Raw genomic sequence first — 24,554 nt, 5'->3', positions numbered from 1 at the left:
GTTGGGTCGGTGGGTTTGTCCGCTGCGGTGTCGAGTTGGCCGGTCCGGTCGCTGACTGTGCACTAGGCGACAGCGGTCGGCCAACTCGATAACGCCCCGAGCCAACTCAGCGACGCCAAGGGCCAACTCAGTAGCCTGGCAAACAAACACACCCGCGCGCAAAGACAACCAGATCACGAAACACTAGTCGAAAAGGACGCCGGGGTTGAGGATGCCGCCAGGGTCGAAGGCGTGCTTGAGCCTCCGCATGAGGGCGACCTTCGCGGGATCCTCCAGATCGAGGAAGTACCGCTTCTTGGCCGCACCGATGCCGTGCTCCCCGGAGATCGCGCCGCCGCGGGCGATCGCGTCGGCGAAGATGTCGTGCAGCAGCCGGTGCCTTTTCTCCCGATCCTTGCAGAAGATCGCCAGGTGCACGTTGCCGTCACCGGCATGCCCGCAGCCGATCGCGCCGGACTCCGCGGCGAGCGCGGTTTCCCGTGTCTTTTCAAGGAAGCCCGGCATCTCGGAGCGGGGGACCACGACGTCGATCACGTCGTCCGCCCCTGCGGACTTCGCCGCCCAGAACGCCTTTTCCCGTGCCTCGATCAGCTTGCGGGCCGAACCGCCCTCGAGTACGTACACGTCCGAGGCGCCGAGTTCGGCCAGCAGTTCCCCGGCGCGCGCGACATCACCGTCGAGCCGGCCGGCGTCGCGGTTTTCCAGGCCCACCACCAGATATGCCTGCGTGGCCTGCTGGATCTCGTCCGGCACCCCCAAGCTCAGCTGCTCGTTGTAGCTGATCGCGGCCATCGTGAGGTTGTCGATGTACTCGAGGATGTTCGGGGCGAGCCCGCTCGACACGATTCCCGGCACGGCCTCCATGACCTGCCGCAGATCGCCGAACGGAGCCAGCAGCGTCGCGCCGTGGGGCAGCCGCGGGAAGAGTTTGACGGTCACCTCGGTGGCGAGCGCGAGCGTGCCCTCGGAACCGATGATCAGCTGGGTGAGGTCGTAGCCGGTAGAGATCTTCGAGGTCTTGCCGCCGGTGCGGATGATCTCGCCGGTCGGCAGCACGGCCTGCAGGCCGAGGACGTTGTGCCGGGTGACGCCGTACTTCACGGCGCGCATCCCGCCGGCGTTGGTGCCGACCGTGCCGCCGACGCTCGCGCTCAACTCGCCGGGGAACACCGTGTACGCGAGCCCCGCCTCGGCGGTCCGTTCGTCCAGTTCCGCGAGCGTGACCCCGGGCTGCACGACCGCGACCTGGTTGCCGGTGTCGATCTCGAGCACCTTGTTCATCCGTTCGAACGAGATGAGCAGGCCGTCCTCGCGGGGCCTTGCCGCGGCGGACATCCCGCTGCCGGAGCCCCGGGCGGTGACCGGGACGCCGTGCTCGCCGGCGGCGACCAGTAGCGCGGCGACCTCCCCGGGCGCGCCGGGTTTGGCCACGTAGGCCGGTTTGCGGGGTTCGGAGGTCAGCGACTCGTCATGTGCGTAGTCCTCGCTGATCCGGTCCCCGGTGAGCAGGTTGACTTCGCCGACGATACCGGCGAACCGTGCCGCGACTTCGCCCATGACGTGCACCCGCCTCTCCCGATCCACACTGCCGCTCACCGCAGCGTAGTACGGACCGGGCCCGCGCCGGTGGGCCGACCGGCACAGCAACAGAGCGGGGCCGGTCCGCGCCAATTCGTCCCGGCCCCGCGTTCAGTTCTGCAGGCTATTCGCGGATCAGACGAGCCAGCCGACGAGGTGAGCCAGTCCGGCCACGATGTGGGTGAGGACGTCGTGGCAGTAGTAGAAGTGCATGGGTGTTGCTCCTTAACGGATTCGATACTTGCGAATGTGCCCTTGCTTTCGAAAGCGATCAGGAGATTTCCACCGATGCCGAGCGGCTGTCAACGAGCCTTGGCCGAACCGGGTACGCGCCGCCGTTGGGCGCCGAAATCCCTTCAGCTTAGACGCGTAACACTTTCGGGTTTTTGCTAGGGGTTACCGCTTCGTACCGCCGCACTACTGGTAAACCCACCCGAATTGGTGACGTGCGATTATGGCGATCTTGATGCGGCAACCGGGCGCCACGCCCTCACGATCGGGTGAAAGCGTTGGCACGATTGGTGATCTGGCTGAGTTCACGCGGACGAGTGAGGCCGTGGTCACTCGGCCCTGGCGTACGACAGCGTCTCACCCTCGACCCCGCGCAACCACAGATCCTGGGCCGCTTCCGCCATTTCGGGGAGGCCCTCGACGATCGTGGCGAAAACGTTGCCCGGAACCCAGCCGGCGTCACCGTTTATCAGTAAATTGTTTCGCCCGTAAAAGATGGCGAGATCGGTCGCGCCCTGCGCGCCGTATGCCTCGCTGGAATCCTCGTAACCGTAGGCCGGGTTGCCGATTTCCCACGCTTCGAAACCGAAATAGACGACATCGCCGGGAATAGGCGTGACGGTCGGGTTCTCGCGTCCCGGTTTCGGGTCGGCGAACGGTGGAACCAGCGTGTACACCTCGTTCCGCGCGTATTTCGCATGATAGGCCGAACCGCTCTGCGGGAGGGCGTTCCAGACCGCCTCGCAGGTGCGCGGCGCCTCCCGGTCCAGCAGGACGGCCCGGCAGGACACCCCGCGCTTGTCGAGGCTGATGGTGATGTAGCGAGCCACGGTTCTCCTTAGTGATCTGTTGAGGGGCTTGCCTCGCTGCCCGGGTGGCGGCACGACGTCGGCGCCGTCCTCACGAGGAACCATCGCAGGACCCGCAGCGGGGCAGGCTGCGTGCGTACGGCAAGCGGGTCCGCCGCTCCGAAATGCCGCCTAGTTCGTCGTGACGGCCGCGAGTGTCTCGCGCCAGATAGTGAGCGCCTCGTCGATCTGCTCGGCCGTGACCACCAGTGGCGGGATCATCCGGACCACGTTCATGTACGCGCCGCAGGTGAGCATCAGCAACCCGCGGCGGGCGGCCTCGGCCTGTGCGGCCTGCGCCGTCGCGGTGTCCGGCTTGCCGTCAGCGGTGGTGAACTCGGATCCCACGAGCAGCCCGAGTCCTCGCACGTCGCCGATCTCCGGGGTCTTGTCGCCGATCAACCTGGCGCCGTCGAGCAGTTGCCGGCCGCGCGCCGCCGCGTTGGCGACCAGGCCTTCCTCCTCGATGACGTCCAAAGTGGCCAGTGCCGCGGCGCACGAAACCGCGTTGCCGCCGTACGTCCCGCCCTGCGAGCCCGGGTAGGCCTTCGCCATCAGGTCCTTCGACGCGGCGATGCCCGACAGCGGGAAACCGCTGGCCAGGCCCTTCGCGATGGTCACGACGTCGGGCCGGACGCCGAAGTGATCGTGCCCCCAGAACCGCCCGGTGCGGCCGAAACCGGTCTGGATCTCGTCGAGCACGAGCAGGATGCCGTGCTCGTCGGCGCGTTCGCGCAGGCCTCGCATGAACTCCGTGTTGGCCGGGACGTAACCGCCCTCGCCCAGCACCGGCTCGATGAAGAACGCGGCGGTCTCGTTGGGCGCGCTCACCGTGGCGAACAGGTAGTCCAGTTCGCGCAGGCAGAACCGGGTCGCCGTCTGCTCGTCCCAGCCGTAGTGGTAGGCGTGCGGGAACGGCGCGACGTGCACCCCGGCCATCAGCGGCGAGAAGCCCGCGCTGAACCGGGTGCCGGAGGTGGTCATGGTCGCCGCGGCCACGGTCCGGCCGTGGAACCCGCCCTGGAACACGATCACGTTGGGGCGGCCGGTCGCCTGGCGCGAAAGCCGGAGTGCCGCCTCGACGGCTTCGCTACCGGAGTTCGCGAAGAACAGCGAGTCCAGCCCCGGAGGTAGGACGTCCCCGAGCCGCTCGACGAGCTTCAGCAGTGGCTGGTGCATCACGGTGGTGTACTGGCCGTGGATGAGCTTGCCGATCTGTTCCTGCGCCGCGCGGACGACCTTCGGATGGCAGTGGCCGGTGCTCGTCACGCCGATGCCGGCGGTGAAGTCCAGGTGCCGGTTGCCGTCGACGTCGTACAGGTACGCGCCTTCGCCGTGATCGACGACGACGGGAGTGGCTTGCTTGAGTAGAGGTGAGAGCTGAGCCATGGAAGCTACTCCTGACGCGGGTTGTAGATTGTTGACAATATGCATAGCATGGCTGGCGAAGCGGTGCAATTGACACGGAGGCGGATGTGAGCGAGACCGGCGTGGTCGAAGCCGTGCACAAGGAGCTGTTCATCGGGGGCAAGTGGGTACCCGCGACAGGAGGTAGGACGTTCTCCGTCGAAGATCCGGCGACCGGGGCGAAGCTGTGCGAGGTCGCGGACGCGACCCCCGAGGACGGCAGGGCCGCGCTCGACGCCGCCGTCGCCGCGCAGGCCGAATGGGCCCGCACCGCGCCGCGCGAGCGCGGCGAGATCCTGCGCCGCGCCTATGAGCTGCTCAACGCGCGCACCGAAGAACTCGGTCTGCTGATGACGCTCGAGATGGGTAAGCCGCTCGCCGAGGCGAAGGGTGAGATCGCTTACGCCGCCGAGTTCTTCCGCTGGTTCTCCGAGGAGGCCGTGCGGATCGACGGCGGCTACCAGGTCGCGCCGAACGGCAAGGGCCGCTTCCTCGTCACCCGGCAGCCGGTCGGCCCGACCTTGCTGATCACGCCGTGGAACTTCCCGATGGCCATGGGCGGGCGCAAGATCGGCCCGGCGATCGCCGCCGGCTGCACGATGGTGATCAAGCCTGCCGCGCAGACCCCGCTGTCGATGCTCGCGCTGGCCGCCATCCTCACCGAGGCCGGCCTGCCAGCCGGGGTGCTCAACGTGGTCACGACGACCGATCCCGGCGGCGTGATGGAGCCGCTGATCCGCGACGGCCGCGCGCGAAAGCTGTCGTTCACCGGGTCCACCGCGGTCGGCCGGAAACTGCTGGAACAGTGCGCGGACAAGGTGCTGCGCACGTCGATGGAGCTCGGCGGCAACGCGCCGTTCCTGGTCTTCGACGACGCCGACCTCGACGCGGCGATCGAAGGCGCGATGCAGGCGAAGATGCGCAATATCGGGGAGGCGTGCACCGCGGCCAACCGGTTCTACGTGCAGCGTGGGGTCGCCGACGAGTTCGCCCGCCGGCTCACCGAGCGGATGTCCGCGCTGCCCATGGGCCGCGGCACCGAACCGGACGTCGTGGTCGGCCCGCTGATCGACGCCAAAGCGGTCCAGAAGGTCACCGAACTGGTCCAGGACGCGGCCGAGCGTGGCGCGAAGGTGCTCACCGGTGGGGCCACTGTGGACGGTCGAGGGCACTTCTATCAGGTGACCGTGCTCACCGACGTGCCGCGTGACGCGCGCATGGCCTCGGAGGAGATTTTCGGCCCGGTGGCGCCGATTTCGGTGTTCGACACCGAGGAAGAGGCACTCGCCGCGGCGAACGACACCGAGTACGGCCTGGTCAGTTACGTGTACACGAACGATCTCAAGCGAGCGCTGCGGGTTTCGGAGAACCTCGACGCCGGCATGATCGGACTCAACCAGGGCATCGTGTCGAACCCGGCCGCGCCGTTCGGCGGAGTCAAGCAGTCGGGGCTCGGCCGCGAGGGTGGGGCGGTCGGCATCGACGAGTTCCTGGAGATCAAGTACGTGGCGGTCGCTCTGTGAGCGACTATCGCATCGCGAGCATCCCCGGCGACGGGATCGGGGTCGACGTCCAGATCGAAGCCCGCAAGGTGCTCGAGCGCGCCGCCGAGCTGCACGGGTTCGTTCTACAGTGGACGGAATTCGACTGGAGCTGCGAGCGCTTCGCGCAGACCGGCACCATGATGCCGGACGACGGGGTGCAGCTGCTGGCCGGGTTCGACCAGATCCTGCTGGGCGCGGTCGGCTTTCCCGGCGTGCCGGACCACGTTTCCTTGTGGGGCCTGCTGATTCCGCTTCGCCGCGCGTTCTCGCAGTACGTCAACCTGCGGCCGGTGCGGCTGCTGCCCGGGACCAACACGGTGCTCGCCGGACGCACCGCCGGAGAGCTGGAGATGGTGATCGTCCGGGAGAACTCCGAGGGCGAGTACTCCCGGATCGGTGGCCGTCACGGCACCGGGGCCGGCGAGTTCGCGCTGCAGGAGTCGGTGTTCACGCGGACCGGGGTCGAGCGGATCGTCCGGTACGCCTTCGAACTCGCGAAAACGCGGACGGGACGCGTGGTGTCCGCGACGAAGTCCAACGGGATCATCCACACGATGCCGTTCTGGGACGAGATCTTCGCCGAGATCGCCGCCGAGTACCCGGATGTCCACAGTGAACAGTGCCATATCGACGCGCTCGCGGCGCGGATGGTGCAGCAGCCGGAGCGGATCGACGTGGTGGTGGCGTCGAACCTGTTCGGGGACATCTTGAGCGATCTGGCGGCGGCGGTCACCGGTGGGCTGGGGATGGCGCCCTCGGGCAACATCAACCCCGAGAGTACGCACCCGTCCATGTTCGAAGCCGTCCACGGGAGCGCGCCCGATATCGCGGGGCAGGGGATCGCGAACCCGGTGGCGCAGATCCTCGCCGGGGCAATGCTGCTCGACCATCTCGGCGAACGGGCGGCGGCCGGCTCCGTGTCCGCGGCCGTCGAGACCGTGCTCGCCGCAGGTGAGGTGGCGACCCCCGACCTCGGCGGCAAGTCCACGACCGCCGAGCTCGGCACCGCCGTCGCGGAGGCAGTCAAGATTTCGTGACGTGGCAGCCACCTCAACCGAGTAGCCGAACTAGGCTAGCGTCTCCCGGCTGGTCTCGCGGGCCGACAGGACCGCGCCCAGCGAGATCACGGAGATCGCGACGTAATAACCGATCACCGACCAGATCGAGCCGGAGACGGCCACCAGTGACGTCGCGATGAGCGGGAAGAACCCGCCGACCACCCCACCGAGCTGGCGGCTCACGCCTAGCCCGGAGAACCGGCGGCTGGCGTCCCGGAACAGTTCCGCGTAGAAACTGCCTTCGGTGGCGAACAGCAGCGTTTGGATCAGCGCGGGCGGGATCGCGATCGCCAGCACGACGAGGGTGTGGTCGTGGGTCCGCAACAACGGGAAGAACACGAACAGCACGTAGAGCACGCCGATGATGAGCGAGGAGGCCAGCATCACCTTGCGGCCGACGAAATCCGAGAGGCGCCCGAACAGCGGGTTCGCGAAGATGCCGACGATGTTGCCGATCAGCACACCCTGCAGCATGACCGCGCTGTCGAGGTGCAGCGCCTGCTTCCCGTAGACCAGGATGTACACGGTGAACAGCTGCAGCATGCTCGTTTCCGCGATCGTGCACAGGAAAACGGTGACGGAGGCCCTCGGTTCCCCGCGCAGCGCCGAGAGCAGCGGGACCCGCCGCGCGGCGTTCTTCGTCGCGGCCCTGAACACCGCCGACTCATCGATCTTGGCCCGCACGTACACGCCGACGATCACGAGCACGGCGCTGCACAGGAACGGCACCCGCCAGCCCCACGACAACCGCTCGCCTTCGGCCATGCCCGCCACGAGGCTCGCCGACAGCGCCGCGAGTACCGACCCGAGCGCGGCGCCGACCTGGATGAACCCGGCGTATCCGCCGCGCTTGCCGTGCGGGGCGCCCTCGGTCGCCATGATCACCGCGCCCACGGTCTCGCCGCCGAGCGCGATACCCTGGATGAACCGCAGCAGGGTGAGCAGGATCGGCGCCGCGATCCCGATCGCCGAGTAGGTCGGCAGCAGCCCGATCAGGGTGGTGCAGGCGCCCATCAGGATCAGCGTCGTGAACATGACCGGTTTGCGGCCGAGGCGGTCGCCGAGATGGCCGAACAGCGCCCCGCCCAGTGGGCGCGCGACGTAGCCGATGGCGTACGTGCTCAGCACCGCGACCGTGCCGACGAGACTGCCGGCCTTGGGGAAGAACAGCGGCTCGAAGACGACGGGGGCGATCAGGCCGTAGAGCAGGAAGTCGAACCATTCGATCGTGGTGCCGATCGAGCCCGAGATCAGGATGCGGCGGCGTTGTGCTCGCACGGATCCGGAAGCGGTACCGGTGCCCGTGCGGGCCGCCGGTTCTCCGGTTTGGCCGACCGTCATTGGCAACTGCCCTCCGGACGTCATTGAGCCGAGGCGTTCCTGAGGAAAGATACGGAGGCGCCGGTCGCGCGGGCGATGGGCAAATGGTGACCACGGGATGAGTCAAGCGTCGCGATCACTCCCGCCGTCCACCGGCCGAACGCGAAGTGGCCGAGGAGTCTACAGTGGACGAAGTGACCCAGGACCTGACGTTCAAGGGTTTCGTCGCCGAGGTGGGGCTACAGCGGGGCAAACCCGTTACGAGAACAGGCTCGTGCCCGGGGCGAGGCGTTGGACCGCGTCCTCCATATGCGTCTCGAGCATGGGCAGGGCCCGGTAGTCCTCGCCCTCACGGATGGCATGCGCGAGCAGCCTGTGCTCGGTCACGCGTTCCTCGTCCTTGCCGTACTTGAGCCGCAGCGCCGACACGCACATGCGCGTCTCGATCAGCAGCGTCCGGGACATGCGCACGAGCCGCTTGCTGCCGGACGCCGACACCAGCACCTCGTGGAACCGCGTGTCCGCGGCGGAAACCTCGTCCCAGTCCTCGGCTTCCGTCGCCGCGGCCATGTCCGCCACGACCTCGTCGAGCCGATCCGCCGCCTTGGCCTGGACACCGCTGGTCATGATGCGGATCACCGCCGCGCGTTCGATCGCGAGGCGCGCGGTGTAGATGTCGCGGATGTCCTCGGGCTCAAGGTCGATCACGAACAGCCCGCGATGCCGTTCGCTGCGCAGCAGGCCCTCCGACACCAGCCGCTGCATCGCCTCGCGCAGCGGGCCGCGCGACACCTGGAACTGCCCGGCCAGTTCGGTTTCGGCGAGTTGCGTGCCCGGCGGGAGCGAGCCGCTCATGATCGCTTCACGTAGCTGGCGCGCGATGATCGCGGCGGTCGACTCGCGGCTGACCGGTTCGATTTCGGCTATCGCCATCGGAACAATGCCCCCAGTTGGCCGGACTCGGGCACGTCGCCCGCGAGCCGCAGGCCCTCCCAGATGGTCACCTGGTTGGCCGTCAGCACGGGCTTGCCGAGCCGTTCTTCGATGGTCTCGAGCACGCCAAGGGTGCGCATCGCCGTGTCGGGGATGAGCACCGCGTCGGCATCCGGATGGTCGTGGCCTACCGCGAGGTCGATGACCGCCCCGGGCGAAAGCCGCCCGACTTCGGCGGCGGTGTCGATGCCCTCGCTGGACATCGCGACGATCTCGATCCCTCCGCGCGCGAGGAACTCGACGAACAGCGTCGCCACGTCGTCGGGGTAGCTCGCCGCGACCGCGACCCGCTTCAGCCCCAGCCTTTCCGCCGCGCGCACGAAGGCGAACGACGTGCTCGACGCCGGTTTCCCCGCCGCGGCCGCCAGCTTTTCGACCTGCTCGTGCGCACCGCCCCAGCGGTACACGAAGCTGCCGCTCGTGCACGCCCACACGACCGCGTCGGGTTCGTGCTTGGCCAGCAGCGCGGCTCCGTCGGCCAGCCGCTGCTCACTGCCCAGATCGAGCAGTTCTGGCACGGCATGCAGGTCGGTGCCGTAGATGTGCTCGACCGGCAGGGAGAACCGGTAGCCCAGCAGCCGTTCGGCGAAAGGGTAGTCGTCCTCAGCCGCGTGGTCCGGGTAGATGAAGCCGACTGTCGGCACGAAACCTCCCTCGTAGGTTGTCAACAATCCTACGATACGTCCTTGAGCCACTTTCCGGGACCGACGATCGGCAGCTCCATCCGTTTCAGGCAGGCCCACATGGTCAGCTGGTTCGCGGTGAGGATCGGCTTGCCGAGCGCCACCTCCAGCGGCTCGATCAGGTCGTAGGTCGGCAGGTTCGTGCAACTGACGAAGATCGCCTCGGCGTCGGGGTGGTCGCCGTTGAGGATGCGCTCCGCGATCGTCCGGTAGCTGACCTTCCAGATGCCGCCACCGAGGCCGAGGTGGTCGCTGGAGACGGTGTCCACGTTCATCTCGGCGAGGAAGCCGTGCAGCTTGCCGGTGAGGTCCGCGTCGTACGGGGTGATGACGGAGACGCGGTGCACGTCCAGCTGGTGCAGCACCTCGGCGAGCGCGCCGGAGGTGGTCACCGCGTCCGGCGCGCCGGCGTCGCAGATCGCCTTGCACAGCGATCGCTCGTAGTCGATGCCGTTGACGAAGCTGCCCGAGGTGCACAGGTACGCGACGACCTCTGGTTCGACGTGCAGCACGTCGCGGGTGGCGGCGGCCAGGTGCGCGCTGTTGCTGACCAGCTGCGCCATCTCCATGCTCACCGGGACCGGCTCGTACGGCGTGCGCGCCAGATGCAGCGAGACCTCCATCGGCACCCACCGCCAGAGCTCACGCTCCAGGGCGAGGTCGAACGGGGCGATGACACCAATACCCCGCTGGGCCAAAGGCCCGTCGAAGGCAGGAAAGTCCAGATCCAAGGCTCGGCTCCGAAGGTGACGCTCTGGAAGAAGGCCTCCGGGGTGGACCCTCGGATTGTTGACAATCATACGACCGCCTCTTACGGTGTCAATGTGATCGGCCCGAGGACTCCGGTGCTGGCGGTGCTGTGCGGCGGTCAGCGCCCCCCGGATATGGAGACCATCGAGTCCATGGCAGAGGTCCGTTACACCGGCGAAAAGGGCCTGGCCGAAGCGCTGCGCGGAGCCGACGCGCTGTTCGTCTACGACTTCCTCTCCACCGCGGTGCCGGGCGCGTGGCATGCCGCCGACAAGCTCCGGTGGCTGCACATCGCGAGCGCGGGTGTCGACCCGGTGATGTTCCCCGCACTGCGTGAGAGCGACGTGACGCTGACGAATTCGCGCGGGGTGTTCGACGCCTCGATCGCCGAGTACGTACTGGGGGTGATCATCGCCTTCGCCAAGGACCTGCCGCGCTCACTCGAACTGCAGCGCGAGGGGCGCTGGCAGCACCGGGAGAGCGAGCGCGTCGCGGGCCGCCACGCGCTCGTGGTGGGGACGGGCCCGATCGGGCGGGCGATCGCGCGGATGCTGCGGGCCGCCGGGATGGTCGTGTCGGGGATGGGGCGCCGGGCTCGCGAGGACGATCCGGACTTCGGTGCCGTGCACGCCTCGGCCGAACTCGTGCGGCACCTGCCCGCGTTCGACTACGTGGTGGCCGTCGCGCCGCTGACCGAGCAGACCAAGGGCATGTTCGACGCGGCCGCGTTCGCCACGATGAAGCAGTCGGCCCGGTTCGTCAACGTCGGCCGCGGCGAACTGGTCGTCACGGCCGACCTGGTCACGGCCATGCGGGAGGGCCGGATCGCGGGCGCTGCGCTCGACGTGTTCGAGACCGAGCCGCTGCCACCCGACGATCCATTGTGGACGATGCCGAACGTGCTCGTCTCGCCGCATATGTCAGGCGACTTCGCAGGCTGGCGCAACGCGCTCGTCGAGGTGTTCGCGGACAACTTCGAACGCTGGCACACTGGCCGGCCACTTCGTAATGTCGTGGACAAACAACTGGGCTACGTGCCGTCCGGGCACCTAGGAGCATGATGAGCACCGTCTTGACGGCGAGTGAACTGGTCGCCGCCTATTCCTCCGGTGAGATCTCGCCGGTGGAGGCCACCGAAATGGCCCTGCGGGCGATCGAGGAGCGGGACGGCGAGGTCAACGCCTACTGCCTCGTCGACCGCGAGGTCGCGCTGGAAGCGGCCAAGTCATCGGAAACCCGCTGGCGGGAGGGTAACCCGATCGGCTGGCTCGACGGAGTGCCGACCTCCATCAAGGACATGTTCCTCACCCAGGGCTGGCCCACGCTGCGCGGCTCGGCCTGTGTCGACCCGGATCAGCCGTGGGACGTCGACAGCCCGGTCGTCGCGCGGCTACGCGAGAACGGGCTGGTGCTGCTCGGCAAGACGACCACGCCCGAGCTGGCGTGGAAGGGCGTGACCGACAGCAAGCTCACCGGCATCACGCGGAACCCGTGGGACACGTCGCTGACCGCGGGCGGTTCCAGCGGGGGCAGCGCGGCGGCGGTCGCGGCCGGGATGGGCGAGTTGTCCGTCGGCACCGACGGCGGCGGTTCGGTGCGGATTCCGGCGGCGTTCTGCGGCATCGTCGGTCTCAAACCGACGCACGGGCGCATCCCGCTGTATCCGGCGAGCCCGTTCGGCGCGCTCTCGCATGCCGGGCCGATGGCGCGCTCGGTCGACGACGTGGCGTTGATGCTCGACGTGCTGGCCTTGCCGGATCACCGCGACCCGGCGGCGCTCCCGCCGCCGATCAGCGCGTACCGCGAAGCGGTCCGGCGTGACGTGCGCGGGCTCAACGCGGCGTACTCGCCGACCCTCGGGTACGCCCACGTCGATCCGGAGGTCGCGCGGATCGTGCGCTCGGCGGTGAACGCGCTCGCCGACGCGGGCCTGCGGATCGAGGAGTCGGATCCGGGTTTCGGCGACCCGAAGGACGCCTTCGACGTGCTGTGGTCGACCGGTGCGGCGCAGTGGCTGAACACGTTCCCGGCCGGGTCGGCGGAGAAGGTCGATCCCGGCCTGCTCAAGATCTGGGAGCTGGGCAAGACCTTCTCGGCCGCCGACTACCTGGCCGCGACCGCCGAGCGCGCCGCCCTGGGCATCCGGATGGGCGAGTTCCACACCCGGTTCGACGTGCTCATCACGCCGACCGTGGGCATCGTGCCGTTCGAGGCCGGGCACGACGTGCCGCCGGGCAGTGGCCTGTCGAGCTGGCCGGAGTGGACGCCGTTCACGTACCCGTTCAACATGACCCAGCAGCCGGCGATCAGCGTCCCGGTGGGGCTCACCGAAACCGGGCGGCCGGTCGGGCTGCAGATCGTCGGGCCGCGGCATTCGGATGACCTCGTGCTGGCGGTGGCGAAGCTGATGGAGGAGATCCGCCCGCCCCGCCTCAGCCCGCTGGCGTCGCAAGGCTAGCCAGGTACCGGATTTGGTACCCGTAAGCATCTGGTCCGCGAGGCCGCGGCCAAGGTCGCCTCGATCAGCGAGGAACTCAACGAGCGACTGGCCAGGTAGTGCGGGATCCGTACTACCTCGATGTCGAGGACGTGCTGACCGCGACCCGGCACGCGGCCGGCGGGCCGGTCGAGGTGCGGGACTTCGGCTTGCTCGCCGCGGCAGTGGCACGCCCGTCCGCGACGGTGTTCGGCCAGGACGCCTACCCGGACCTGTTCACGAAGGCGGCCGCGCTGTTGCATTCGCTGGTGCGTAACCGCGGTCTGGACGATGGGAACAGGCGCGCCGCCTGGGCCGCCGCCTGGGTTTTCCTCGAAGTCAACGGTGAGAGCCTGGGTGAGCGGCTCGACGTCGACGCCGCGGAGAAGCTCGTGCTCGCAGCGGCCACCGGTGAGATCGAAGTGCCGGAGATCGCCGCCGGGTTGCGGGGCTTCGCGGTTTAGCCGACGGGTTCCGGTTTCCTGGCCAGCGTGCGGATCTCGCGGCTGAGCAGTGCCGCGACCGTCGCGCCGGCGATGAGGGCCGCGCCACCAAGGAGGGTGGCCTGAGTGCCGAACCGCGCGGCGAGCGGGCCGGCCGCGGCGGCGCCGGCGGGCAGGGCGATGATCGAGCCGAGGATGTCGTAGGAGTACACGCGCGCCAGCCGGTCGGCGGGGATGTTCTCCTGCAGCGACACGTCCCACGCCACGGTGAACAGTTCGATCGCGACCCCGTTGGCGAAAGCCGCGGCCAGCAAGGGAAACACCAGCGGCGCCTGCGCCAGCAACGCGAGCGGGACAGCGTCGGCCAGGGTGAGGGCGACGCCGATGAGCAGTGCCCGCCGCGGTTGCCAGCGCGAGGCCAGGACCCCGCCGCCCAGCGAGCCGATCGTCTGCGCCGCCAGGATGAATCCCCACGCGGGCCGGCCGAAGTGCTCGTCCGCGACGACCGGGCCGAGCACCTGCATCGCGCCCACGTTCACCGCGTTGACGAGACAGTACTGCGCGACCACGACCCAGATCCAGGTCCGCGAGGTGAACTCCCGCCAGCCCTCCGCGAGTTCCGCCAGCGGGCGGGCCGTCGCGGTCGTGCGAAGGTGCCGCCGGATCCGCCGGTAGCTCAGCGCGGCGCCCAGGAACAGCGAAGCGTTGGCCGCGATCGCCCAGCCGGTGCCGAGGCTCGCGACCAGCACGCCGCCCAGCGCCGCCCCGGTGAAGCGGCCCAGGTTCGCACCGATCCGGACGTACGCGTTCGCTTGCGCCAGCACGGTTTCCGGCACGGTCTGCGGGGTGAGCGAGGACGCGGCCGGGAGTGACACGGCCGCGACCGCGCCGTTCGTCATGCTCAGCGCGATCAGCAGCGGGATCGAGGCGAATCCATAAAGGACGCTCAGTGCGATGGTCGCCTGGGTGAGCGCGGCGGCCACCTCCGTGCCCTGCAGGATGACCGAGCGGGGCAGCCGGTCGGCGAGCATCCCGCCGAACAGGACGAACAGCACGCTGGCGACCGACCGCGCGCCGATGACGATCCCGAGATCGGCGGCCGAACCCGTGAGATCCAGTACCGCGAAGGCCAGTGCGACCGGCGCGACGGCGTTGCCGAGCTCGCCGCACGTCCGTCCTGTCAGTAGCCAGCGGAAATCCCGGTGCGCCGGTGGTTTCACCGTTCCGGGTCCATGACGAACAGCGACATCGTGGCGCTCACCCGCACCGTCCCCTCGGTGCGCGGCGGCGCCGCGGCCTTGTGCAGCAAGGCACTCAGCTCGCGCACCTGCTCGACGATGCGCTCCCAGCTCGCCTCGTCCACCCACAGTTCCGCGTCGGTCAGCGAGGAACGCCCGTCCGGCAGGCGGAGTTCGGTACGGCGCCGCAGTTCTTCGGCGAGCGCGGCGGCGAGCAGTTGCTCCTCTTCCGGGCGATCGTGGGTGAAACGCGGCCCGGTGTCCGGATCGTGCCGGTACCGCCGGGCTTTCCCGCCGCGGATGCTGACCTCCTCGGCGACCTCGACAAGCCCCGCCTCGTGCAGGCGCCCTAGTGTCGTGTGATCCTGTCCGGTTTACGTTGCCGTGTTTGCCCGTAGGGTCGGTGGGTTTGTCCGCTGCGGTGTCGAGTTGGCAGGTCCGGTCGCTGACTGTGCCCCCGGCGACAGCGGCCGGCCAACTCGATAACGCCCCGAGCCAACTCAGCGACGCCAAGGGCCAACTCAGCACCCTGGCAAACAAACACACCCGCGCGCAAAGACAACAAGATCACGAAACACTAGGTGATAGCTCACATTCGCCTGCGTCTCGCCGAGCTCGCGCGCGGCTTCCGCCGCGCTGAGCGAAGCACCGGTGAGCAACGACAAAAGGCGCAGCCGCAAGGGATGCGCGAGCACGCGGAGGTCGCGAAGGGGCACGCGCGCCAGTGTGGACAGTGTGCGAAAACACTGTCAAACAGTTATTTTGAGGTCGGCACCTGGAGTTGGTCCACGATGCGCGGCCGCGCGCGTCGTTCGACGAAGACACCGCGGTACAGGCGATCCAGCACGCGCGGGAGCTTGGCGTGAACTTCTTCGACACCGCGCAGGCCTACGGTTTCGGCAAATCGGAGGCGATGCTGGGCCGCGCGTTACGCGAAGAGCTCAAGCGCGACCGCGACAATCTGGTCATCGCGACCAAGGGCGGGATCAACCCCGGACGAGGGTGCGACCGTGAGCCAACTGGCCATCGCGTGGACGCTGCACCAGCCCGGTGTGCACGTCGCGATCGTCGGCGCACGGAGGGCGAAGAACATCGAGGACAGCCTCGGCGCGGCGGATCTCGACCTGACGCCCGAGGACCTCGCGGAGATCGAGCGCATCACCGTGAGCGCGGTGCAGGTCGAGGGCGCGAGCCCGGAGGGCGTCGCCTGACCGGGCTCAGCCGACCGCTGCTTCGAGTTCCGTCAGCGCGGTGTCGAGGTGCAGCAGCAACCGCTGAAGGTGCGGCACGCTGCGCCGGCAGCCGGTGATGCCGAAATCGAGGTTGTCGCCGTTGTTGGTGAGCGTGATGTTGAGCGCCTGCCCGTCCAGCAGCACCGACGCCGGGTAGATCCCGTCGAGCTGGGCGCCGTTCCAGTACATCTGCGAGCGCGGGCCCGGCACGTTCGAGATCACCAGGTTGAACGGCGGCCGCGTGTTCGTCACGACGCCCGGTACGGTCGAGATGCCCAGCTGTGCGACGTTGATCCCCGACAGGAGCAGCGCCTGGACCGGGGTCAGCTCCTTGAAGATCCGCTTCGCGTCGCGCATCGAACGGTGGATCGTCGCGAGCCGCGCGGCCGCGTCGGTCTTGTCGGTGCCGAGATTGCACAGCAGCGCGCCGATCTGGTTCCCGCTCGACTCGGTCTCCGCCTGCTTGCGCATGGACACCGGCACCATCGCGACGAGCGGCGCGTCGGGCAGCGCGCTCTGCTCGATCAGGTAGTCGCGCAGCGCGCCGGCGCACATCGCGAGCACGACGTCATTGCGCGAGGTATTGGTCTTGACCGCGATCGAGCGTACCCGCGACAGCGGCCACGACTGGGCGGCGAACCGGCGGGCGCCGCCGATCGGGACGTTGAACATCGTGCGCGGTGCCTGCATCGGCAAGAGCAGCGAATGCTCGCGGAAGGCCTCGTTCGCCACCCTCACCGCGGCCGGCGGCAGGCCCGCGAGCTGGCTCAGGGAACTGCGCGCGGTACGCACGAACGACCGGTTCGCCTTCTCCCGCGGCGCCCGGCGCGAACCCCACGGCGGCGGGCAGGCGTGATCGTCGGGGTCGCTGCTGAGGGTTCCCTGCAGATGCCGCAGCGCGGAGACGCCGTCCATCAGTGCGTGGTGGATCTTGCTGTACATCGCGAACCGGCCGTCCCGCAGGCCCTCCACGAGGTGGATCTCCCACAGCGGGCGATGCCGGTCGAGCAGCGTGCTGTGCCAGCGCGAGGTGAGTTCGAGCAGTTCGCGGACGCGGCCCGGTTCGGGCAGCGCGGAATGGCGGAAGTGGTAGTCGAGGTCGACGTCCGAGTCCTGCGACCACGCGAGATAGCCGGCCGTGTTCACCGGACGCGCGGGCCGTCGCCGGAACAGCGGCGGCACCTCGTCGGATTTGAGCAGATCCTCGCGCAGTCCGCGCAGGAAGTCCGCGCCGGCGCCTTCGGGTTTACGGAACAGCTGCAGGCCGCCCACATGCATGGGATGCTCGCGGCTTTCGACCAGGAGGAACATCGAGTCGGTGAAGGGCATCAGCGCCATGGTGGTCCACCTCTCGTGCCGGTTGGCCGAGTCTACTGCCAGGTACTCGTAATGCACCTACGCTGTTGGTATGACCGTGCCGACCGATCCGGAAACCGGCGAGTTCGTCCGGTCTCCCAATCATTTCGCCGCGCGCGTCACCGCCGACGGGCGCGACGGCTGGCCCGTGGAGCCCGGCCGGTACCGGCTCGTGGTCAGCCGTGCGTGCCCGTGGGCGAGCCGCGGGCTCGTCGTGCGGCGGCTGCTCGGCCTCGAGGAGGCGATCTCGGTCGCGGTCGCCGACCCGATCCAGGACGAGCGCAGCTGGCGCTTCACCCTCGACCCGGACGGCCGGGATCCCGTGCTGGGCATACGTTTCCTCGCCGAGGCGTACCACGCGGCGGAGCCGGATTACGACGGCGGGATCAGCGTGCCGGCCGTCGTGGACATCCCCAGCGGCAAGCTCGTGACCAACGACTACCCGCAGATCACTCTCGACTTCGCGACGGAGTGGACGGCCCATCAACGGCCGGGCGCGCCCGATCTCTACCCGGAAAAGCACCGCGACGAGATCGACGAGATCAACGCGGCGGTGTACCGCGACGTGAACGCCGCCGTCTACGAAGCCGGTTTCGCCTCGAAACAGTCCGCGTACGACGACGCGTACGCCCGGCTTTTCGCCCGGTTGGACCATTTGTCGGACCGTCTTTCGCGGCAGCGCTACCTGGTCGGCGAGATGATCACCGAGGCCGATATCCGGCTGTTCACGACGCTGGTCCGGTTCGATCCGGTTTACCACGGGCATTTCAAGTGCAACCGGAACAAGCTCACGGAGATGCCGGTGCTGTGGGCGTACGCGCGTGACCTGTTCCAGACCCCGGGCTTCGGCGACACCGTGGACTTCGACCACATCAAGCGGCACTACTACCAGGTGCACGAGCGGATCAACCCGGCGCGGATCGTGCCGAATGGTCCGGACCTGCGCGGCTGGGCCACCCCGCACGGCCGCGAGTCGCTCGGCGGGCATCCCTTCGGCGACGGCACCCCGCCCGGGCCGCCGCCCGCCGCGGAAACCCTCCCGCCGCAGTGGTGACACGCATGGGGCACACCGACAGTGCGTCCGGGGCCCGTGGGCCTAACCTGGACGGGTGAACAAGACCGGCGCACAGCATCTGGTAGAGGCGCTCACCGAGCTCGGTACCGATGTCGCGTTCGGCCTTCCCGGTGTGCACAACCTGCCGATCTGGGAGGCACTGGCGGGCAGCGGGATCCGGATGATCGGGGTGCGGCACGAGCAGACCGCCGGGTACGCGGCCGACGGGTACGCGCGCGCGACCGGCAAGCTGGGGGTCGCGATGGTCACCACCGGGCCGGGTGCGGCGAACACGCTGGGAGCGGTCGGCGAGGCGATGGCCTCGGCCTCGCCGGTGCTCGTGCTGGCCACGGACATCCCGTCCACGCTGCGGCGGCCGAACGTGGTCCGCGGCGTGCTGCACGAGACCAGCGACCAGGCCGCCCTGTTCGCGCCGGTCACCAAGGCCGCGACCACCGTCGAGTCGCCGAAGGAGATCGCCCGGGCCGTCGCGCGTGCGGCCCGGTTCGCGCGCGAACCGCAGAGCGGGCCGGTCTACCTCGGCATCCCCACCGACTTCCTGCGCGCCGAGACCGAGCGAGCGCCGGAGGAGGATCTGACCGAACGGTTCGCCGCGGTCGACATCGACGACCTGGACTACGCACGCGCACTGCTGTCCGGTGCGGAGCGGCCGTTGATCTGGGCCGGCGGTGGCGCCGTCCGGGCCGAGGCCGGCACCGTCGTCGGTGAGCTGGCCGAGCGGCTCGCCGCACCGGTCATCACGACGTTCGCCGCGCGCGGGCTGCTGCCGCCGGAGCATCCGTGCGCCGCGCCGACGCCGGTGCACGCACCCGAGGTCGGTGCCCTGTGGGACGAGGCGGACGTCGTGCTCGGCGTCGGCAGCGATTTCGACGGGCTGATGACGCAGAACTGGCTGATGCCGAAGCCGCCGAAGCTGATCGCCGTCAACGTCGACCCGAAGGACGCGGCGAAGAACTACCAGCCCGACATCACGCTCGTCGGGGACGCGCGGGACGTGGTGAGCCAGCTGATCACCGGGCTCGCACCGCGGCCGGGGCTCACCGAGCTGGGTGAGCGGCTGCGCGGACTCGGTGAGGCGGTGCGCCGCCGGATGCGCGCCGACGAGCCGCAGGCGGCGGATTTCCTTGGCACGCTTGAGGAAACCCTGCCCGAGGGCGCCGTCGTCGTGGCCGACATGTGCGTTGCGGGCTACTGGGCGGGCGGCTACCTCCGGGCTCGCGCGCCGCGCCGGTTCGCCTACCCGATGGGCTGGGGCACGCTCGGCTTCGGCTTCCCGGCGTCGCTGGGCGCGGCGGCGAGCGGGAGCGGGCGGGTGGTGTGCGTCAGCGGGGATGGCGGGTTCCTCTACGGCTGCGGGGATCTGGCGACGCTCGCGCAGGAGTCGCTGCCGCTGACGGTGGTCATCGTCGACGACGGCGGGTACGGGATGCTGCGGTTCGACCAGGATCGCGCCGGCGTGCCGCACCGCGGGGTGGACCTGCACACGCCGAATTTCGTGGGCCTGGCGCGTTCGTTCGGCGTGCACGCGGAGGAGGTCAAGGGCTTCGGCCGCGCCTTCCGCCGGCTGCTGGGGGAGTTCGTCCGTGCCGAGGAGCCCAACGTGCTGGTGGTGCGGGCCGCGCTGAAGCCGCCGCTGAACACCTCGCCCCGCTGGTACCGCGCGTCCGGCCGCTGAAAGGTCGCGCACCCGGGGACGCGCGCGCCGGGCGTTCGCCGCTGAGCTCACTGGAGGCAGAACTCGTTCCCCTCCGGGTCGGCCATCGTGACCCACGTGTACGGCCCCTGCTGCCCGCGGAACAGCACCTTCGCGCCCATCCCGGTGAGCCGCTCCACCTCGGTCTCGCGCCGCTCGCCGACCGCGACGTCGAGGTGCATCCGGTTCTTCACCGTTTTCGGCTCGGGAACCCCCTGGAACAGTACGCGCCGCCCGGAGTCGGGATGCCGGATCGCCGCGCCCACCCGCCAGACGAGGACGCCGCGATGAGTCTTCGTGTCCTCTTCCGTCGCATGCCCTTCGGCGACCATGCGTCTGATGAAGGCCTCGTCGCTCGGTTCGACCGCCCAGCCCAGCGCCTCGGCCCACCAATCGGCGAGGGTGTGCGGCTCGGCGCTGTCGACGGTCACCTGGAAGTCGTATGCCATGTCGTGAAGCTAGCCCGACCCACCGACAATTTCGCGCACGACGCCGGTGCGCTGGCGGTCACCTACTTGCTGGCCAGGTGTTCGAGGAGCAACCCGGTGAGCACCTCCGGGACCTCCTCGGGCACCCAGTGGGTCACGTCCTCCAGCATCTGGAACGAGTACGCGCCGGTCACCCACTGTTCGGTGGCGAAAGCCGCGGTCGAGCCGAAGGCGACGTCCTCGGTGCTCCACACGTAGAGCGTCGGCACCCCGACCTTGCCGATCTTCCCGGCGGGGCGGCTCGCGCGGTACCAGTTCAGTGCCGCGGTGAGCGCGCCCGGCTCAGACAGGCGCTGGACGTATTCGTCGACGCGGCTGTTGCCGACGCGCCACTCGAACATGCGCCGGAGCGCTTCGGCGTTGTTCGCGAGCATCCGGCGTTCCGTGCCGCTGCTCCGCCAGTCCCGCATGTACTGCGAGCGCAACTGCTGGTCCTCGTCGGTGCGCAGGGCCTCGCCGAGCGCACCGGGATGCGGGGTCGAGACGACGCTCAGCGTGCGCAGGCGCGCGGGGTGCTCGGCCGCCGTCCACCAGGCGACCGCTCCGCCCCAGTCGTGGCCGACCAGGTCGAACCGGGCCCAGCCGAGTTCGTCGGCGATCGCGAGCACGTCCTCGACCAGTTCGTCGATGCCGTACTCGGCTGCGGCCTGCGGCCGCACCCCCGGCGAGTACCCGCGCTGATCCGGCGCGACGGCGCGGAAGCCACGGTCGCCGAGCACCGCGACCTGGTAATCCCAGGAGATCGCCGCCTCGGGGAAGCCGTGCAGCAGCAGGACAGGCCGGCCGTCGGCGGGCCCGGCCGCGATCGCGTCGAAGGCGCCCGCGGCGGTCGGGATACTCACGTGTTCGGTCACGCCCGAACCCTAACCGCCACCCCCGCCGCCCTCGGCGGGGCAGGTGAGGTGCGGCGGCAGGTTACGACAGGCCGCGGGCGGTGAGGTAGTGCTGCACCCGTTCGGGGGTGGCGAGGTTGTCCCATTGCCGGTCGGGGTAGCTGAAGTTCTCGGTGAACTCGTCGGCCACGGCCTGGTTCTGCGCCATCGCCCCGAACATCCGCAGCAGGTGCGGTGGCGGGGGCGTACGGATCATCAGATTGGTCCAGTCCGCCGTCGCGTACACGCGGTTGCGCCGGCGGTCGGCCACTTTCCGGCAGAACCGCTCGTCGAAGTTCGGGTCCTCGACGATCGCATGCCCCAGTTCCCAGGCCGAATACGAAGCACAGTTCGCCCCCTGGCCGATCACCGGGTCGACGACCACGTGCGCATCGCCGACCGCGACGACGTAGCGGCCGTTGGGCAGGCGAGTGTAATCCTCGCGGACCGACGGCAGCACAGCGCCCTGCAACACATCCAGCGGGCCGGTCAGGTGGAACGCGGCCGGGTCGATACGCGCGAAGGTCGCTGGATGGTACTGCCGTGTCTTGTCCAAGATGGTCTTTTCGAAACCGGCGGGATCGTCCTCGTAGCTGATTTCGGCGAGCATTTCCAGGTCCCCGCCCGGCACGTTCTCGAACAGCAATGCGGTGACGTGTCCGGCCGACGAGTAGATCGGGATCTCGAGCAGTTCGCCGTGCCCGGCGGCGACGCTCATCGTGACCCCACGGGGATCGGACGGCGCGACCCCCTCGTACAGGCCGACGCACAGTTTGCGTTGCGGTGCGTCATAAGGAGATTTGTCGGCCCGGCGCGGGAACATCGCGCTCATGTCGCCGCGGCCCGAAGCGATCACCACGAGATCGTGCCTTTCGGAAAGCGTGACGACATCCGCCGCCTGCACGGGGCGCACGTCGAATTCTCCGCCGCGTGAAACGAAATCCTCCAGAAGAGCCGGAAGGTAAAGGCGGTAGTCGATTGCGCGCGAAGGCGCGGTGAAGAAACCGGGGAACACCAGTGGCTGCGGCCCGCCGCCGAGGTAATGGTGGTGCCCAAAATAGTGGTATTCCTCGGCTTCCCAATGATCGACGCCCAGCGCACGTTCGCGTTCGATGGTCGCGTGGTGGTGCGCGACGCTGTTGAGCATCCGGCCGCTGCCCAGTTGCCGCGCTGTCCGGTCGCTGTAGATGGTGACGGGCACCTCGTGCTGCCGTAACAGAAGCCCGAGGTGCAACCCGGCGACACCGGCTCCGACGATCCCGATTCCTGCCATGACCGCTCCCGGAATTGATAATGTGACGCAGACAACACTGAGGGGGTTTGTGGGTGGAGACCAAACCGGGTGTCCGGGCTCAGACGCTGGACCGCGCGCTCGACGTGCTGGACGTCCTCGCCGACGGCCAGGCCCGTTCGAGCCAGGACTTGGCATCCGCCACCGGTCTGCACCGCTCGATTGTCTACCGGATCCTCCGCACACTGGAAGATCGTGAACTCGTTCGGCGTACTGCCGAGGGCCGGTACACGATGGGCCTCGGGCTGCTGGTGCTGAGCCGGTCGGTGCTCGGCGAGACACAGGCGCAGCTGCACGACGTGCTGGGCGAGTTGGCAAACAGCCTGCCCGCGACGGCGTTCTTCGCGGTGCCACGCGGCGGGCAGGTGGTCACGCTGGTCACCGTCGAGCCCGATCGCGATCGGATCGGTGTCGCCGCGTACCGGCCGTGGACCCGTTCGCCGATGGATCGCGGGGCGTGCGGGCTGGCCATCTCCGCGGCGCGCCCGCCGCGCCCAGAGGAGCGGCCGGAGGTCGGTTGGGCGCGCCAGACCGGGTACGTGCGGACGGTGGGCGAACTGCATGCCGGGCTCACCGAGATCGCGGCTCCGGTGTGGCTCGCCGAGGGCACGATCGGTTGTGTCGCGGTCGTTTTCGTCGGCGGGGACCTCGGTGAGGACAAGGCCGCCGAAGCGGTCCGCCATACCGCGGCCCGTCTCTCCCACACCCCCCGCCGGGATCTACGTTCAAAACGCCGGGATCTACGTTCAGGACGGTGAGTTCGACTTTTGGGGACCGGGCCCGCGCCGGCGGCGGTGTGGCCATTGTCGGACTCGGGCGCGTGAAGGTAGATCTCGGGGGTTGGGGGTCAGGCGGCTTCTTCTTCCGAGGTCAGCAGGGTCCAGTGGTCCTGCGCGGCGGGGCGCCACTCGACGTGCTTGCGGTGGAACAACTCCGCGGCCTGCACCCCGCTCCAGCTCGCCGGGAGCAGCCGGACCGGCAGTTGCGGGTCGAGGAACGGGAACCGCCGCCATTCGTGCACCAGCCGGGTCTGCGCGTAAAGGACCTCGGCGCCGGTCGCGGGGCGCAGGCCCGCGAACTCCTCGATGAAGCCTTCGTACCGCCCCTCGAGCGCGGTGAGATCCCAGGCGGCGGAGACCATCGCGTCCTCGTCGCCGATCTTCCCGTACGACGCGACGAAGGACATCGCCTCGCGGTCGAGGCCCAGCGTGCGCACGATTTCGTCCGCCTCGTCCTGCCGGGCGGCGTCGGCGCTGATCCACACGCCCGGCGTCGGCGAACCGAAACCCGCCCAGGTCAGCCGCGTGCGCAGGGTGTGCCGCAGATCCCGCTTGGTCTCCGGCACCGAAACGAGCAACATCAGCCACCGGCCGTCCCAGTCGCCGCCGTCCCGGCCGAAGCCGTAGATCCGGTCCGCGCCTTCGGTCAGCAGACGCCGACCCGGAGGTGTGAGCGACCACCGCACGCGCCTGCCGACGCGTTCGGAAACCAGCCAGGCCTCGGCGGCGGTACGGGCGAGGGCCTGGCGAGCCGACTTCTCCTCGACGCCGAACATGGCCAGCACGTCGACCAGGGTCGAGGTCCATACCGGGCGGCCGCGGGGAAGAACGAACTCACCGAGCACCGTCATCAGCAGCGAGCGGGCGCTCGTATGGCTGACTTCACGCCGCCTGCTCATCGTGGGGCGCGCAGCGGCATCCCCCATCGGCCGTCACCTCCCGTCGCCGGTGGTCAGTTCACCCACGGTATACCGCGCGGGTGCCACCGGCGGTGGCAGGATAGTGCGTCAGGGCAGGAATCGTGTCAGTGACCCGGCCGGTCTCGGCAGCAATTCTCCAACGGGAAAATCCTCTACCCAGGGTTCGTGGATAACCGATTCGTCGCGTGCGCACTGGCCGCACAGCGACGTGATCTCAACGACTTTCATTTGATCATTCGATGTTCAAAATGGGTCAGGGTGAGTGCGGCTTTCACGATG

The 24,554-nt window shown here is 69.1% G+C and carries 24 protein-coding genes and 1 pseudogene; 10 read left to right on the top strand and 15 right to left on the bottom strand.

Features of this window, described 5'->3' with window-relative positions; all coding sequences use genetic code 11:
* Positions 1-183: 183 nt before the first annotated feature.
* The 3 genes from FG385_RS24040 to FG385_RS24030 all read right to left on the bottom strand — a co-directional run bounded on the left by FG385_RS24040 (position 184) and on the right by FG385_RS24030 (position 4,046).
* Positions 184-1,557 (bottom strand): FAD-binding oxidoreductase, encoded by a 1,374-nt coding sequence (locus FG385_RS24040; RefSeq protein WP_139099101.1) that lies wholly within the window; start codon positions 1,555-1,557, stop codon positions 184-186.
* Positions 1,558-2,138: 581 nt separating this feature from the next.
* Complete coding sequence (locus FG385_RS24035; protein WP_139099047.1) at positions 2,139-2,639, bottom strand: DUF3830 family protein; 501 nt, start codon at positions 2,637-2,639, stop codon at positions 2,139-2,141.
* Positions 2,640-2,789: 150 nt separating this feature from the next.
* Positions 2,790-4,046, bottom strand: a complete 1,257-nt coding sequence (locus tag FG385_RS24030) for an aspartate aminotransferase family protein (protein WP_139099046.1) — start codon at positions 4,044-4,046, stop codon at positions 2,790-2,792.
* 86 nt (positions 4,047-4,132) lie between these two features.
* Here FG385_RS24030 and FG385_RS24025 point away from each other — a divergent pair, with 86 nt between their 5' ends.
* Together FG385_RS24025 and FG385_RS24020 are read left to right on the top strand one after the other, a co-directional pair.
* Positions 4,133-5,587: an NAD-dependent succinate-semialdehyde dehydrogenase gene (locus FG385_RS24025; RefSeq protein ID WP_235022762.1), complete on the top strand. Its 1,455-nt coding sequence runs from the start codon at positions 4,133-4,135 to the stop codon at positions 5,585-5,587.
* Positions 5,584-6,645, top strand: a complete 1,062-nt coding sequence (locus tag FG385_RS24020) for a tartrate dehydrogenase (RefSeq protein WP_139099044.1) — start codon at positions 5,584-5,586, stop codon at positions 6,643-6,645. The genes FG385_RS24025 and FG385_RS24020 overlap by 4 nt, the downstream gene beginning before the upstream one ends.
* A 30-nt stretch (positions 6,646-6,675) precedes the next feature.
* Here the strand turns inward: FG385_RS24020 and FG385_RS24015 are convergent, their stop codons facing one another.
* The 4 genes from FG385_RS24015 to FG385_RS24000 form a co-directional block, all read right to left on the bottom strand.
* Complete coding sequence (locus tag FG385_RS24015; protein WP_160148875.1) at positions 6,676-8,007, bottom strand: MFS transporter; 1,332 nt, start codon at positions 8,005-8,007, stop codon at positions 6,676-6,678.
* Between the two features lie 237 nt (positions 8,008-8,244).
* On the bottom strand, positions 8,245-8,919 hold the full coding sequence (locus FG385_RS24010) for a GntR family transcriptional regulator (protein ID WP_139099042.1): 675 nt from the start codon (positions 8,917-8,919) through the stop codon (positions 8,245-8,247).
* Entirely contained in the window at positions 8,910-9,623 is a 714-nt protein-coding gene (locus FG385_RS24005; RefSeq protein ID WP_139099041.1) for a maleate cis-trans isomerase family protein, read from the bottom strand. Before FG385_RS24005 ends, FG385_RS24010 begins: the two co-directional genes overlap by 10 nt.
* Before the next feature lie 29 nt (positions 9,624-9,652).
* Entirely contained in the window at positions 9,653-10,393 is a 741-nt protein-coding gene (locus FG385_RS24000) for a maleate cis-trans isomerase family protein (RefSeq protein ID WP_139099040.1), read from the bottom strand.
* 153 nt (positions 10,394-10,546) lie between these two features.
* On the opposite strand from FG385_RS24000, the gene FG385_RS23995 reads away from it, so the two are divergent.
* The 3 genes from FG385_RS23995 (at position 10,547) to FG385_RS23985 (ending at position 13,352) form a co-directional block, all read left to right on the top strand.
* Positions 10,547-11,473 carry a D-2-hydroxyacid dehydrogenase gene (locus FG385_RS23995; protein WP_139099100.1) on the top strand — a complete coding sequence of 309 codons (927 nt, stop codon included), beginning with the start codon at positions 10,547-10,549 and terminating at the stop codon, positions 11,471-11,473.
* Positions 11,470-12,870: an amidase gene (locus FG385_RS23990; protein ID WP_139099039.1), complete on the top strand. Its 1,401-nt coding sequence runs from the start codon at positions 11,470-11,472 to the stop codon at positions 12,868-12,870. The genes FG385_RS23995 and FG385_RS23990 overlap by 4 nt, the downstream gene beginning before the upstream one ends.
* A gap of 98 nt (positions 12,871-12,968) precedes the next feature.
* A complete protein-coding gene (locus tag FG385_RS23985; RefSeq protein WP_139099038.1) occupies positions 12,969-13,352 on the top strand; it encodes a type II toxin-antitoxin system death-on-curing family toxin in 384 nt (127 codons plus the stop codon).
* Here FG385_RS23985 and FG385_RS23980 read toward each other — a convergent pair.
* The 3 genes from FG385_RS23980 to FG385_RS23975 all read right to left on the bottom strand — a co-directional run bounded on the left by FG385_RS23980 (position 13,349) and on the right by FG385_RS23975 (position 15,264).
* Entirely contained in the window at positions 13,349-14,551 is a 1,203-nt protein-coding gene (locus tag FG385_RS23980; protein ID WP_139099037.1) for an MFS transporter, read from the bottom strand. The two genes, FG385_RS23985 and FG385_RS23980, sit on opposite strands and share 4 nt — an antisense overlap.
* Positions 14,548-14,694, bottom strand: a complete 147-nt coding sequence (locus FG385_RS34045; RefSeq protein ID WP_160148874.1) for a hypothetical protein — start codon at positions 14,692-14,694, stop codon at positions 14,548-14,550. The genes FG385_RS23980 and FG385_RS34045 overlap by 4 nt, the downstream gene beginning before the upstream one ends.
* A 396-nt stretch (positions 14,695-15,090) precedes the next feature.
* The gene (locus tag FG385_RS23975) at positions 15,091-15,264 is read right to left on the bottom strand and encodes a helix-turn-helix domain-containing protein (protein WP_268815939.1); all 174 of its coding nucleotides are present in this window, start codon (positions 15,262-15,264) and stop codon (positions 15,091-15,093) included.
* A gap of 167 nt (positions 15,265-15,431) precedes the next feature.
* On the opposite strand from FG385_RS23975, the pseudogene FG385_RS35690 reads away from it, so the two are divergent.
* Positions 15,432-15,518 (top strand): annotated as a pseudogene (locus tag FG385_RS35690) (aldo/keto reductase); the annotation flags it as partial.
* A gap of 61 nt (positions 15,519-15,579) precedes the next feature.
* On the top strand, positions 15,580-15,780 hold the full coding sequence (locus tag FG385_RS35685; RefSeq protein ID WP_407645536.1) for an aldo/keto reductase: 201 nt from the start codon (positions 15,580-15,582) through the stop codon (positions 15,778-15,780).
* A 6-nt stretch (positions 15,781-15,786) separates the two neighbouring features.
* Here the strand turns inward: FG385_RS35685 and FG385_RS23965 are convergent, their stop codons facing one another.
* Entirely contained in the window at positions 15,787-17,139 is a 1,353-nt protein-coding gene (locus tag FG385_RS23965) for a WS/DGAT/MGAT family O-acyltransferase (RefSeq protein WP_139099036.1), read from the bottom strand.
* Between the two features lie 70 nt (positions 17,140-17,209).
* Between FG385_RS23965 and FG385_RS23960 the strand changes: the two genes are divergently transcribed.
* Entirely contained in the window at positions 17,210-18,211 is a 1,002-nt protein-coding gene (locus tag FG385_RS23960) for a glutathione S-transferase family protein (protein ID WP_139099035.1), read from the top strand.
* Between the two features lie 55 nt (positions 18,212-18,266).
* Positions 18,267-19,907, top strand: a complete 1,641-nt coding sequence (locus FG385_RS23955) for a thiamine pyrophosphate-binding protein (RefSeq protein ID WP_139099034.1) — start codon at positions 18,267-18,269, stop codon at positions 19,905-19,907.
* Positions 19,908-19,954: 47 nt separating this feature from the next.
* Here FG385_RS23955 and FG385_RS23950 read toward each other — a convergent pair whose 3' ends face one another.
* The 3 genes from FG385_RS23950 to styA all read right to left on the bottom strand — a co-directional run bounded on the left by FG385_RS23950 (position 19,955) and on the right by styA (position 22,558).
* Positions 19,955-20,374 (bottom strand): VOC family protein, encoded by a 420-nt coding sequence (locus FG385_RS23950; RefSeq protein ID WP_139099033.1) that lies wholly within the window; start codon positions 20,372-20,374, stop codon positions 19,955-19,957.
* Between the two features lie 62 nt (positions 20,375-20,436).
* Positions 20,437-21,267: an alpha/beta fold hydrolase gene (locus tag FG385_RS23945; RefSeq protein WP_139099032.1), complete on the bottom strand. Its 831-nt coding sequence runs from the start codon at positions 21,265-21,267 to the stop codon at positions 20,437-20,439.
* A gap of 61 nt (positions 21,268-21,328) precedes the next feature.
* The gene (gene styA / locus FG385_RS23940; RefSeq protein ID WP_139099031.1) at positions 21,329-22,558 is read right to left on the bottom strand and encodes a styrene monooxygenase subunit StyA; all 1,230 of its coding nucleotides are present in this window, start codon (positions 22,556-22,558) and stop codon (positions 21,329-21,331) included.
* Positions 22,559-22,611: 53 nt separating this feature from the next.
* Here styA and FG385_RS23935 point away from each other — a divergent pair, with 53 nt between their 5' ends.
* On the top strand, positions 22,612-23,334 hold the full coding sequence (locus tag FG385_RS23935) for an IclR family transcriptional regulator (protein ID WP_139099030.1): 723 nt from the start codon (positions 22,612-22,614) through the stop codon (positions 23,332-23,334).
* 89 nt (positions 23,335-23,423) lie between these two features.
* Here FG385_RS23935 and FG385_RS23930 read toward each other — a convergent pair whose 3' ends face one another.
* Complete coding sequence (locus FG385_RS23930; RefSeq protein WP_268815938.1) at positions 23,424-24,254, bottom strand: PaaX family transcriptional regulator; 831 nt, start codon at positions 24,252-24,254, stop codon at positions 23,424-23,426.
* Between the last annotated feature and the right edge of the window lie 300 nt (positions 24,255-24,554).

The sequence above is a fragment of the Amycolatopsis alkalitolerans genome (assembly GCF_006152065.1).
Lineage (GTDB): Bacteria > Actinomycetota > Actinomycetes > Mycobacteriales > Pseudonocardiaceae > Amycolatopsis_E > Amycolatopsis_E alkalitolerans.
This window is presented reverse-complemented; position numbering and strand designations above follow the sequence as displayed.

Bases quoted from the DNA above. Each gene is read 5' to 3' on its own strand.
- FG385_RS23950 (WP_139099033.1), bottom strand. From the start codon at position 20,374: ATGGCATACGACTTCCAGGTGACCGTCGACAGCGCCGAGCCGCACACC.
- FG385_RS23990 (WP_139099039.1), top strand. From the start codon at position 11,470: ATGATGAGCACCGTCTTGACGGCGAGTGAACTGGTCGCCGCCTATTCC.
- FG385_RS23965 (WP_139099036.1), bottom strand. From the start codon at position 17,139: ATGGCGCTGATGCCCTTCACCGACTCGATGTTCCTCCTGGTCGAAAGC.
- FG385_RS23960 (WP_139099035.1), top strand. From the start codon at position 17,210: ATGACCGTGCCGACCGATCCGGAAACCGGCGAGTTCGTCCGGTCTCCC.
- FG385_RS24015 (WP_160148875.1), bottom strand. From the start codon at position 8,007: ATGACGGTCGGCCAAACCGGAGAACCGGCGGCCCGCACGGGCACCGGT.
- FG385_RS23995 (WP_139099100.1), top strand. From the start codon at position 10,547: ATGGAGACCATCGAGTCCATGGCAGAGGTCCGTTACACCGGCGAAAAG.
- FG385_RS24040 (WP_139099101.1), bottom strand. From the start codon at position 1,557: ATGGGCGAAGTCGCGGCACGGTTCGCCGGTATCGTCGGCGAAGTCAAC.
- FG385_RS24010 (WP_139099042.1), bottom strand. From the start codon at position 8,919: ATGGCGATAGCCGAAATCGAACCGGTCAGCCGCGAGTCGACCGCCGCG.
- FG385_RS23930 (WP_268815938.1), bottom strand. From the start codon at position 24,254: ATGAGCAGGCGGCGTGAAGTCAGCCATACGAGCGCCCGCTCGCTGCTG.
- FG385_RS24030 (WP_139099046.1), bottom strand. From the start codon at position 4,046: ATGGCTCAGCTCTCACCTCTACTCAAGCAAGCCACTCCCGTCGTCGTC.
- styA (WP_139099031.1), bottom strand. From the start codon at position 22,558: ATGGCAGGAATCGGGATCGTCGGAGCCGGTGTCGCCGGGTTGCACCTC.